This window comes from Flavobacterium sp. HJJ (assembly GCF_015351475.1).
Lineage (GTDB): Bacteria > Bacteroidota > Bacteroidia > Flavobacteriales > Flavobacteriaceae > Flavobacterium > Flavobacterium marginilacus.
Map to the genome: position 1 here is coordinate 45795 of NZ_JADKPR010000021.1, position 12621 is coordinate 58415.

General features: G+C 35.6%; 5 protein-coding genes. All 5 read left to right on the top strand.

What is annotated here, in order from left to right; translation table 11 throughout:
- The first annotated feature begins 217 nt into the window (after nt 1-217).
- The 5 genes from IRZ80_RS15895 (at nt 218) to IRZ80_RS15915 (ending at nt 12609) form a co-directional block, all read left to right on the top strand.
- Nucleotides 218-1513, top strand: coding sequence for a glycoside hydrolase 5 family protein (locus tag IRZ80_RS15895; RefSeq protein ID WP_228520927.1), 1296 nt, complete (start codon nt 218-220; stop codon nt 1511-1513).
- Nucleotides 1513-3501 carry a glycoside hydrolase family 97 protein gene (locus tag IRZ80_RS15900; protein ID WP_194642562.1) on the top strand — a complete coding sequence of 663 codons (1989 nt, stop codon included), beginning with the start codon at nt 1513-1515 and terminating at the stop codon, nt 3499-3501. Before IRZ80_RS15895 ends, IRZ80_RS15900 begins: the two co-directional genes overlap by 1 nt.
- Nucleotides 3502-3725: 224 nt before the next feature.
- A complete protein-coding gene (locus IRZ80_RS15905) occupies nt 3726-7781 on the top strand; it encodes a two-component regulator propeller domain-containing protein (protein ID WP_228520928.1) in 4056 nt (1351 codons plus the stop codon).
- A gap of 236 nt (nt 7782-8017) precedes the next feature.
- Nucleotides 8018-10999: a SusC/RagA family TonB-linked outer membrane protein gene (locus tag IRZ80_RS15910; protein ID WP_228520929.1), complete on the top strand. Its 2982-nt coding sequence runs from the start codon at nt 8018-8020 to the stop codon at nt 10997-10999.
- An 11-nt stretch (nt 11000-11010) separates the two neighbouring features.
- Complete coding sequence (locus IRZ80_RS15915) at nt 11011-12609, top strand: RagB/SusD family nutrient uptake outer membrane protein (RefSeq protein WP_194642564.1); 1599 nt, start codon at nt 11011-11013, stop codon at nt 12607-12609.
- Nucleotides 12610-12621 lie beyond the last annotated feature (12 nt).

Here is a 12621-nt window from a genome sequence, read left to right on the forward strand (position 1 = left end):
TAAATCCGTTCAATCCGTGTCATCTGTGGCCTATTAAAAGATGTGTCCACACGGTAGGATAGCAGTGGAAAGCCCGGAGCAGGAAAAGCAAAATTTTCTTGCTGCAAAAAAGCGACCAAAGGAAGCTCTTTTTGTAACTTTAGAAAATCTGCTTTTCCTGCGAGGACTTGAGACAGATAACAGGATCAGCTTCTTAAAAAAAGAAACATAAGTATATATGAAAAAGATATTTGTACAATTAGCATTACTTGCATTATTGATGGTAAATTTTGAAGCCAGTGCTCAAAAACAGCAAGCCAGAATTACAGTAAAAGGAACGCAGTTTTATAAGGGAGACAAGCCGTATTCGTATATTGGAACCAATTACTGGTACGGAAGTTTATTGGCTTCCAAGAAAGTGGGTGATCGAAAAAGACTGCTTCGGGAGCTTGACTTGATGAAGAAAAACGGAATTGATAACCTACGAATTCTGGTCGGAGGCGACGGTGGCAAATACGATTTTACTGTTCGTCCTGCGTTGCAGTACGAGCAGGGAAAATATGATACTGACTTACTGGATGGCTTGGATTTCCTTATTGCCGAAATGGGCAAACGCAATATGTATGCAGTATTGTTTTTAACCAATAACTGGGAATGGTCCGGCGGTATGTCGCAATATCTGGAGTGGAATGGCAAAGGCGCTATTCCGGTTCCGGCAATTCCGCCAAATACCTGGCCACAATTTATGGCCTATACCCAGCAATTTTATAGCTGTGAACCTTGTATGGAAGGGTTGAATAATCATGTGAAATATATTATTGGCCGAACAAATGCCTATACTAAAAGGAAATATACAGAGGACAACACCATTATGGCATGGCAGGTCGGGAATGAACCAAGGCTTTTTACTGTAGAAAATGAAGCAAAATTTACTGTTTGGCTGAATAACATTGTGAACTTAATTGACAGTCTGGACAAAAATCATCTGATTTCTACAGGTTCTGAAGGTTTGAATAGTTCGAATGATGATATCGGTATTTTTGAAAGAACGCACCTTAACCCAAATATTGATTATTTGACAATGCATATCTGGCCAAAAAACTGGAATTGGTTCAAAGCCGATAATGCTGAAAAAACATTACCGGCAACTATGGAAAACGCAGGAATTTATATTGATAAACATATAAAAGCAGCTCAGAATTTAAAAAGACCTATTATTATTGAAGAGTTTGGCCTGCCAAGAGAAAATGAAAATCTGACCAGCACTTCTTCTGCTGCCAATAGAGATGTTTTTTACAATTATATCTTTAACCGTGTTGCAGAAAGTGTAGCTAAAAAAGATGTACTGCAGGCTGCTAATTTCTGGGGATTTGGCGGTGAAGGAAAAGCAGTTACTGCTGATGGAAAATGGAATTCCGGCGATCCGTTAACTACAGATCCGCCACAGGAACCGCAGGGACTGAATTCGGTTTTTTCTACTGACAAATCGACTTTGGAAATCGTTAAAAAATACAATTCTAAATTCAAAAAGTAATGAAGCAGACAATCTCATTATTCCTTGTTTTATCCTTTTTCAATCTTTCTTTTGCCCAAAAGAAACAAGACTTCACACTGATTTCTCCAAACGGAAAAATTCAAATTGCAATTGCTGTGAATGACAAAATAACCTGGACAGTTTCACACGAAAAAAATGTTATTTTGGCTCCATCGGCAATGTCAATATCTCTGGCTGAAAATGATATTTTAGGAAAAAATGCTGTTGTTTTAAATTCAAAAAAAGAAACTGTCGACACTTCATTTGAATCTCCTTTTTACAAAAAGAAATCAGTCAAAAACAATTACAATCTGCTGACTTTGAATTTTAAAAATGATTTCAGCATTGAATATCGTGTTTTTGATGATGGTGCGGCCTATCGGTTTATCACTAAAAAGAAAAAAGATATTACTGTAAAAAATGAAGAAGTTGTTCTGAACTTCGATCAGGATTACAATACGCTGATGCCTTATGTACGTGATTTACGAAATCCGAAAGATCCTTTCATCTCATCATTTGAAGCACATTACGAAAACAAAAAAATCAGTGAATTTGCCAAAGATACTTTAGCCTTTCTGCCGTTTTTAATTGATTTTAAAAATCATAAAAAAGCTGTTTTCCTTGAAGCCAATCTGGAGGATTATCCGGGATTATTTATAACCAATAACAGTTCTAAATCCGGTTTTGAAAGCCGTTTTTCTAAATATCCTTTACAGGAAAAAAACGGCGGTTTCAATAACATTAACCGACTGATAACCGAAAGAGCTGATTATCTGGTTAAAACCAAAGGAACCCGAAACTTCCCTTGGAGAATTGTGGTTATCTCAGAAAATGACAAGGATCTGGCCAATAACGATATGGTTCAGAAATTATCCGAGCCGACTAAATTTAAAGACATCAGCTGGATAAAACCGGGAAAAGTTGCTTGGGACTGGTGGAATGACTGGAACATTTACAATATTGATTTTAAAGCCGGAATCAATACCGAAACGTATAAATATTACATTGATTTTGCCTCCAAAAACAAAGTGGAATATGTCGTTTTAGACGAAGGCTGGAGTCTGGAAGAAGACATTATGAAACACAATCCGAATGTTAACCTGGAAGCATTAATCGCTTACGGAAAAAAACGCAATGTCGGGATTATTCTTTGGAGTTCATGGATGGCTCTGACCAAAAATACAGACGGAATTTTAAAGAATTATGCCGGCTTGGGAATCAAGGGGTTTAAAGTTGATTTCTTGGATCGTGATGATGCCAAAATGGTGAATTCTGTTTATGATATTGCACAAAAAGCAGCCGATAATAAACTGCTTTTGGATTTTCACGGAATGTACAAGCCAACAGGAATCCAGCGTACTTTCCCAAATATTTTAAACTTTGAAGGCGTAAAAGGCCTGGAAAATAATAAATGGACTCCAAATGATGATGTCCCAACGTATGACTGTTCAATTCCGTTTATCAGAATGATGGCAGGACCGATGGATTATACACCCGGAGCCATGCGTAATGCTACGAAAAGCGAGTTCAAACCTAGCCATTCTAATCCTGTAAGTCAGGGAACAAGATGCCATCAGCTGGCGTTATACACTATTTTTGAAGCGCCGCTGCAGATGATGGCCGACAGCCCGACTGCTTATATGAAGGAACAGCAAAGCACTGATTTCATTGCCAAAACGCTGACCACTTTTGATGAAACTGTGGCTCTGGACGGTGAAGTTGGAAAGTTTGTGGCAATAGCACGCAGGAAAGCTTCAGTCTGGTATTTAGGAGCTATTACCAACTGGGATTCCAGAGAAATAACTATTGATTTTTCTTTTCTTGAAAAAGGCAAAAAATACGAAGCCGAAATTTTCTCAGACGGATTGAATGCTGACAAAGCAGCGAATGATTATAAGAGAGTAATTATTACAGTAGATTCAGCAACGAAATTAAAATACCGATTAGCTGGCGGGGGCGGATTGGCAATGATTATTCAGATGAAATAACTGAAAAATCATTAGTAAACACTAATTTCACGAATTTTCACGAATTCATTCGTAAAATTAATTACACGAACTACAGACGCAATAGTTTGTGAAATTAGTGTCAATTTTACCTCTATATTTCTTTCCAGATTGCAGCTTATTTTAATCCATTGGAGAAAAAGTACCATATACTTAATTGCATATTTTGATTTACAATTAGAAAGTAACTACTTTTATACACTCTAATGCCACAAATTTTGAAACTATTATTACACTTTTTTACCTTATTTTTTTTAGGCACATTAATTTGTTTTCCCCAATCCCAAACTGTCTTTAAAAAGATAAATAAATCATCTGGGCTGTCTAACGGCAGGATTACCAGTATGGCAAAAGAAAAGGACGGTTTTGTATGGATTGGCACTAATAATGGATTGAACCGTTATGACGGTCTGGGTTTCAAAGTGTACAACAAAAGGAACAGCAGTATTGGATCCAATGATATTTCGGATATTTTAATTGACAGCAAAAACAGAATCTGGATTACAACTCTGGGAGGCGGATTGAATTATTATAATCCGCTGGATGATACTTTTCAAATTTTCAAAAACAATCCCGGCAATCCTAAATCACTGATATCTGACAACGTCAGCACCTTAATCGAAGACTCCAAAGGGCTTATCTGGCTTGGTACCGAAAAAGGTCTGTGCAGCTTTAATCCAATTACCAGACAGTTTGTTTCTTACACCAATAAATTCAGTAACAATCAGACCAAAAAGAGCAACAGTATTACCAGTATTTATGAAGATAAAAATAAAAACTTGTGGATCGGTACTTTTGGAAACGGTTTATTTTTATTTGATAAAACTGAAAAAAAATTCACCCAGATTAAATCTGAAAGTGTATATGTTTCTGATTTCATAAATGTTATTTCGGCTTTAAATCCAGACAAAATTCTTATTGGCACCAGCGGAAGCGGTCTGCTGTTATATGATTTAGCAACACAGAAATTTTCTGATTTTCTGAAGGATAATTTAGCTTTAAAACAAGAAATAAACATTGTCCGTTCTGTAAAAATTGACAGTAAAAATAATCTATGGATTGGTACCGATGGCAACGGCGTTTTTGAAGTGGAATATCCCAATGCCAGTCATCCAATAATTCACAACTATTTGTATAATCCGCAGTTGGAAACCTCGCTTTCCGGTAATTCTATTTATACCATAATTGATGATGCAGACGCCAATATCTGGATTGGTACGGCATGGAACGGTATCAGTGTTTTGGACAAAAAAAACAGAAGCGAATTGCTGTTTAGTGATATAGTGGGTTTAAATCCGTCGCCGGTACTTTCGATTTATAAAAAAAACAGTGAACTATATCTGGGTCTAGACGGCGAAGGATTAACTGTATTTAATGCTGCATCAAACAAAGCCAGATATTATAATGAAAAATATCATAATACATCTATAAAAGGCCGGTATATTCAAAAAATTATCGAAACGACTGACGGAATGCTCTGGCTGGGTACTTTCAAAAACGGACTTGTAAAATTCAATAGACAAAGTGACCAGTTTGAGCAGTTCAATCATAAGTTTGGAAATAAAAGTTCGATCAGTTATGATGACGTACGAGATATTATTGAGGATAAAGACCATAATTTATGGGTCGCTACCTGGGGCGGCGGTCTGAATTATTTTGATACCAAAACAGAAAAATTCATCAGCTACAGAGAAAGTGCCAATAATAACAAGACCATAAATAATGACAACCTTATTGATATGGTTCAGGATGGAGATAAAATATGGATTGCCACCTTTGGAGGCGGATTAAATGTTTTTGACACAAAGAAAAAACAGTTCCGCTATTTTAAACACAAAGATTCGGACTCCACAACGATCAGCAATAATAATATCTTCTCATTATGTAAAGATTCTAAAGGCTATTTGTGGATTGGTACTGCCGGCGGAGGTATCAATCGGATGAATTTAAAAACCAATAAAATCGAGCGTTTTGAAAAAAATGACAACATTAAATATCAAACGGTAACGGGTATTATTGAGGATGACAGCCATACCATCTGGTTTAGTACCAAACAGGGGATTATAAACTACAATTATTCGGCCAAAACCTTTAACAGCCTGCCAAAAATAACATCTGAGTTTCATATCAATTCTATTTTTAAAGATGAAAAAGGATGGATTTATTTCGGCGGCATTGACGGTGTTGTAAAGCTGAATCCTAAAACCATAGAAATGAACAGTAAGCCGCCAAAAGTGAAACTTACTAATTTTAAATTATTCAATAAAGAAGTTCCTGCCGAGAAAAATGGAATCTTAACCAGTGATATTGCTTTTACAAAAGAAATTACGCTCGATCATAATCAGGATGTACTCACTTTTGAGTTTTCGGCATTACAGTTTCCTTTTTCTAACAGCTGTGAATATGCCATCAAAATGGAGAATTTTGATGCCGACTGGCGTTTTATCGGAAAAGACAGAACTGCAACTTTTACTAATTTATCCCCAGGAAACTATATTTTCAAAGTAAAAAGTAAAGAAATAGGCGGGCAATGGGGAAAAGAATATGCTTCAGTAAAAATTCATATTTTAAGACCTTATTGGCTGCAGTGGTGGGCTTATTTAATTTATGGAGCTGTATTGGTTTTTCTGTTTTATTTATTTAGAAAATACACTATCGAATGGGAACGCTTAAAAACTAATCTGGAGTTTGAGAGACTCACTCACGAGAAAGACAAAGAATTATACAACCTGAAACAGCAGTTTTTTACCAATATTTCGCATGAAATCAGAACTCCGGTAACCTTAATTTTAAGTTCGATAAACCGATTGTTCGATAAAGGCGAAATGCTGGAAAGCAGACAGCTGAAATCGGCACATACCATTCGGAAAAACAGTAATTTACTGCTTCAATTGGTTAATGAACTTTTAGATATTAAAAAATTTGAAACAAATGATGTCCATTTAAAAATTACTGAAAACGACTTTGTTTCCTATTGTAAAGAGATTTATCTGTCTTTTTCAGAAATTGCTTCAGACAGGAATATTGAATATACTTTTGATTCAGATAAACCAAAGATAGATTTGTGGTTTGACAAAAATCAATTCGAAAAAGTACTTTATAATCTATTGACAAATGCTTTTAAATTCACCAAAAATGGCGGAAGCATCAATATTGAAATAGAAACTGATGATGAAGCCGTGTATCTGATAGTGAAAGATACCGGAATTGGAATGTCCGAAGGAAATCTGCGCCAAATATTCAATCGTTTTTACCAGATTAAAAATGCAGAAACAGATGGAAAATCAGGATTTGGTTTAGGTTTATCTATTGCAAAAGAAATCATAGACCTGCACAAAGGTTCCATTGAAGTAAAAAGCGAAAAAGGCAAAGGAAGTATTTTTGAAGTAAAGCTTCTAAAATTGAATACTCATTTTTATGAAAATGAAATTGAAAAAACAACTGTTGTGCCCAAACAGGAATTGGATACTATTAAACATTTAAAACAAAAAGCAGTCAAAAACGAAGTCAAAAAAGAAACTATTTTAATTGTCGAGGATAATACAGCCATTCAGGAATCATTAAAAGAAATATTGAGTAATGAATATGTAATTCTTCAGGCTTTTAATGGTGAAGAAGGTTTGAAAACAGCATCAGAAAAATTTCCAGACTTAATTATAAGCGATGTCATGATGCCGGTTATGGACGGAATTGAATTTGTAAAAAAATTGAAATTAAACACTTTTACAAGTCATATTCCAATTATTATCCTGACAGCAAGAACAACTATACAAAACACAATGGAAGGCTTTGAAACTGGAGCCGATGATTATGTTGCCAAACCTTATGATGAAGAATTATTAAAAGCAAGAATCAGCAATCTGCTTAACAATCGAAAATTAATCCGTGAAAAATTTATAAGTGATAATCTTTTAAATCCAAAAGAACTTGCTATCAGTTCGCCTGACCAGTTATTTCTGCAGCGTCTCTATGAAAGCTTAGAACCCAAGCTGGAATCCACAGATCTAAAAGCGGAAGTAATTGCAAAAGAAATTGGGATGAGCCATTCGGTAATGTACAAAAAAATAAAGGCATTAACGGGACTGTCTTATGTCGAATTTATCCGTGACTACAGACTCTCTATCGCAAAACAGCTTATAGAAGATCTAGGCTATTCTGTTTCGGATACCTGCTATAAAGTGGGCTATTCTGACCGCAAATATTTCAGTAAACTGTTCAAAGAAAAGTTCAAAAAGAACCCTTCCGAATTCCTGAAAAAATAAAAACTTTTTTTGCGTTATACTCAATTTATTTGTTTGTTTTTTCTCTATTTGATTAATTTTTAGTACTTCACCGCCCAAAGCGATGAATTCCACACCCCTATTTAACGAAATCGACCCTCATCAAAGCTCATAGAATCGAGGTAATTGCAGCCATTGAATTTAGTAGGTTTTATTTTTAGCCAGTATCAAAAAATAACACTTATTAAAACTAATCTAACCAATTTAAATTACATTTTATGATGAACCGTTTTCGAAAAAGAAAGCGCTATTTTGAAGTGAAACAGCATTTCTTCATTATGTTGTTTTTATGTTTTACAATAGGCGCATTTGGACAAAAATTAAAAATTTCAGGACTTGTTACTGATGCCGCAACGGGAACTGCTATTCCGGGGGTTAGTGTAACTGTTAAGAGTTCTAATCAGGGAACTACAACGGGGTTTGATGGTAAATATCAAATCCAGGCAAATCAAAATGATGTTCTGATATTTTCTTTTATGGGATATCGAAAAACTGAAATGACAGTAAGCAAATCAGAAACTATCAATGTCCGTTTATCAGAAGAGAATCAAAAACTGAATGAAGTTGTCGTTATTGGTTACGGAAGTACCAAATTGAAATCGGCTACTGCATCAGTAACTGCTGTGACGGCAAAAGATTTTAATAAAGGAAACATTGTTACTGCAGAAAATCTTTTAACAGGACGAGTTGCTGGTTTATCTATTACAACTGGCGGTGATCCAGGTTCTGGATCTACTATCCGAATTCGTGGCGGAGCCTCATTAGGAGCTTCAAACGATCCTTTGATTGTTATTAATGGTCTTCCGGTAGATAACAATACAATTGGAGGCTCACGTTCTGTCTTGAGTTCTATTAACCCAAGTGACATAGAATCTTTTTCTGTTTTAAAAGATGCTGCAGCTACGGCTATCTATGGTTCAAGAGCATCAAACGGTGTTATTATTATCACGTTAAAAAAAGGAACTAAAACCCTTGCTGCAAGCTTAGACATGAATATGGGTGTTAATACAATTACTAATACAGTAGATGTTTTTGATGCTAATGAAATAAGAAGCCTGATATCTGAAAAGAATCCAGCATTATTACCTTTATTAGGAACAGCAAATACGGATTGGCAGAAAGAAATTTATAGAAACAGTATTTCTTCAAATTTGAATTTTTCCGTGAGCGGAATGCTGTTTGACAAAGTTCCGTCAAGACTTTCTGTCGGCAGAACATTACAGGAAGGTTTGATATTAACTTCAGGATTTGAACGCAGCAACGCTTCGGTATCTTTGAATCCAAGTGTGCTGGATAATCATTTAAAAATTACTGTTAATGCAAATGCTTCTTTGGAAAAAAACAGATTCAACAAAGGAGTTCAGGGAACTGCAATAACTTTTGATCCTACACAGCCTGTGTATGATGCTAACTCTCCATTTGGAGGATACTTTCAATATTATAAAGATAATAATGACGGAGTAATCAACAAGAGTGATTTAACAGAACGTGCACCGCTGAACCCTGTAGCAGATTTGATGCAGACCAACAGCCGAAGCGAGGTAAAAAGAATATACGGAAATGTAAAATTAGATTACACCTTCCATTTCTTACCTGAATTATCAGCAGTTTTAAATGTTGGTTTGGACAAAAGTTCTGCCGACGGTTATTCAAGAACTTCAGACCAGAATCCGCTTTCTCAGGCTGATGGACGCATTATAGGTTCGTCAACTGAATATTCTAATGAGCAGAGCAATAATTTATTAGATGGATATCTGGCTTATAAAAAAGCAATAGGAAGCTTAAATTTTGATGTTACAGGCGGTTATTCATATCAAAAATTCACGAATAAAAGATATGCTACCAATGAATTACTGGACGATGGCGTAGATAGTTCTCCAGTTACAAACATAGATCCAGATTTAGTTTTGATCGGATTCTTCGGAAGGACAAACCTTTCTTTTTATGATAAATATCTTTTTACATTTTCTTATCGCAGAGACGGTACTTCCCGTTTTAGTGAAGAAAACCGCTGGGGTAATTTCCCTGCAGCAGCTTTTGCCTGGAAAATCAAAGAAGATTTATTTCCAGAATCTAAAACACTATCTAATTTAAAATTAAGATTAAGCTGGGGTGTAACAGGACAGCAGGACATCGGTCAGACAAATTTAGATTTGTATATGGCGAGATATATCATGGGCTTACCGACTTCTCAATATATTTTTGGAAATACAATTACAAATATTGGAATACCACAATTTAGAAATGAAAATCTAAAATGGGAAGAAACTACGACTTATAATGCTGCTATAGATTTTGGAATGTTTAACGATAGACTGACAGCAACTGTTGAAGGTTTTTACAAAGAATCTAAAGATCTGCTTGCAAATGCTGCTATCTCAGATGGTTCTAACTTTAGTAATTCTGGTTTTCAGAACATTGGTGATTTTACATCAAAAGGTCTTGAATTTTCTATAAATGGTGATATAATTAAAAACCCAAAAGGATTCAACTGGAATGCTAATTTCAATACCACTTTTATAAAAACACAAATTAAGAGCCTGGCATTAGGCCAAGATCAGTTTATGGGTTCAACAGGATCAGGGACAGGATCTACCGCACAGATACACAGAGTAGGCTATACTCCTTATTCGTTTTATGTGTACAAACAGATTTATAATGAAGCTGGTAAACCAATTGAAGGAGCATATGCCGATCTTAATGGCGATAATGCAATCACTAGTGCGGATTTATACATTCATCATAATGGTATGCCAACTGTAACTATGGGATTTGCATCCAATATGAATTATAAAAACTTAGATCTATCTTTTAATATGAGAGCAAGTTTAGGTAATTACGTATATAATGCTGCGAATGCTTCAAGAGCACAATACAATTTATTAAGAAACAGTTCAGTAGTATCCAACATACCAACTTCAGTCCTAGACACCAATTTCCAGTCTAATGAAGCTGTATTATTATCTGATTACTACATCGAAAATGCTTCATTCTTAAAAATGGACAATGTAACCCTTGGATATACGTTTAAAGAAACTTTTAATGCTAATTCTTCTATACGCTTATCTGCTGGTGTGCAGAATGTATTTACGATTACCAATTATTCAGGTTTAGATCCAGAGGTATTTGCGAACGGAATTGATAATTCAATAACTCCTCGTCCTAGAACTTATCTAATAGGAGCTAATATGAAATTTTAAAAAGAAACAGTATGAAGAATATAATAAAACATAAAGCAATATACATCTTAGGAACTGTATTAGTAATGGCTGGCTGTACAAATGATCTTAATATTGATGTTAAGGATCCAAATGTACTGCTAGTAGACAACTTTTATTCTACTCCCGAATCCTATAAACAAGGATTAGCAGGTGTGTATGGTAATCTTTCTTTGACAGGAGCTACAGGACCGGGAAGTTCTAATATTTCAGGTCTGGACGCAGGAACAAGCCAATACGGAAGAGGTTTCTGGAACATGCAGGAGCTTACTACAGACGAAGTTAAATGGTCATGGGAAAATGATCCGGGATTAAAAGGATTAAACAATGATACCTGGACATCCGATAATGTGGTAATCAGAGGTTTTTTTGGAAGATGTATGACACAGGTAGCTTTTGTCAATGAATATCTCAGACAGACATCAGATGCTAAATTAGACAGCCGTGGCGTAAGCACTGAATTGCGCAGTGAAATTAAAACCTATAGAGCCGAAGCCCGTTTTTTAAGAGCATTAGCTTACTATCATTTAATGGATTTATTTGGCAAAGCAGGATTTGTTACCGAAAATGATCCAGTAGGTGCTTATCAGTCACCACAGTATGGACGCCCTGAATTATTTGCTTTTGTAGAATCTGAATTGAACGCAATTATTCCAGATTTAAAAAATGCACGTGAAAATGAATATGCCAGAGCAGATAAAGCTGCAGCATGGATGTTGCTTGCTAAAATTTATCTGAACGCAGAAGTTTTTATTGGCCAGAAAAAATACGATCAATGTCTTGCAAACTGCAAAAATATAATTGATGCAGGATACACTTTATCTCCGGTATATGCCAATAACTTCAACGCAGATAATAATAGTAATTCGGCAAAAAACGAAATTATATTCCCTATTGTTTCGGATGGTAAAGTAACGCAAAACTATGGCCCTACTACGGTAATGGTTAATGCTCAGGTGGGATCATTGGAACAAAACGGTGCTAGTTTTGGTGTTGCAGGATGGGCTGGAGGATTGAGAGTTACTAAACAATTCTCAGAAACTATGTTAAATGGAAACTATGCCAAAGATGACAGAAATACCATTATCAGCAAAGACAGAACCATAGAAATGACAGACATGAACAACTATGGAACCGGATATATTACTGCAAAATGGTCTAATAAAACATCATTAGGAGTAAATGGCTCTGCAACTGAAATGGTTGATACTGATTTCCCAATGTTTAGATTAGCCGATGTGTATTTAATGTATGCCGAAGCCGTTCTTAGAGGAGCAGCCGGCGGTTCATTGACTACAGCAAGAGACTATTTCAATCTATTGCGTGCCAGAGCTCACAATACAAAAAAAATATTGACCAGCGATCTTAATTTGGACTTGATTCTAAATGAGAGAATGGTTGAACTATATTGTGAAGCCCACAGAAGACAAGATTTAATCCGTTTTGGAAAATTCACCGGAGGAAGCTACAACTGGTCTTGGAAAGGAAACGTGATGAGCGGTATTGCCATCAGTAATATCTACAATGTATTTCCAATTCCTAAAGCGAGTATAGCGGCAAATCCAAATCTTATACAAAACACTGGTTACTAAAAAAGATAAAAA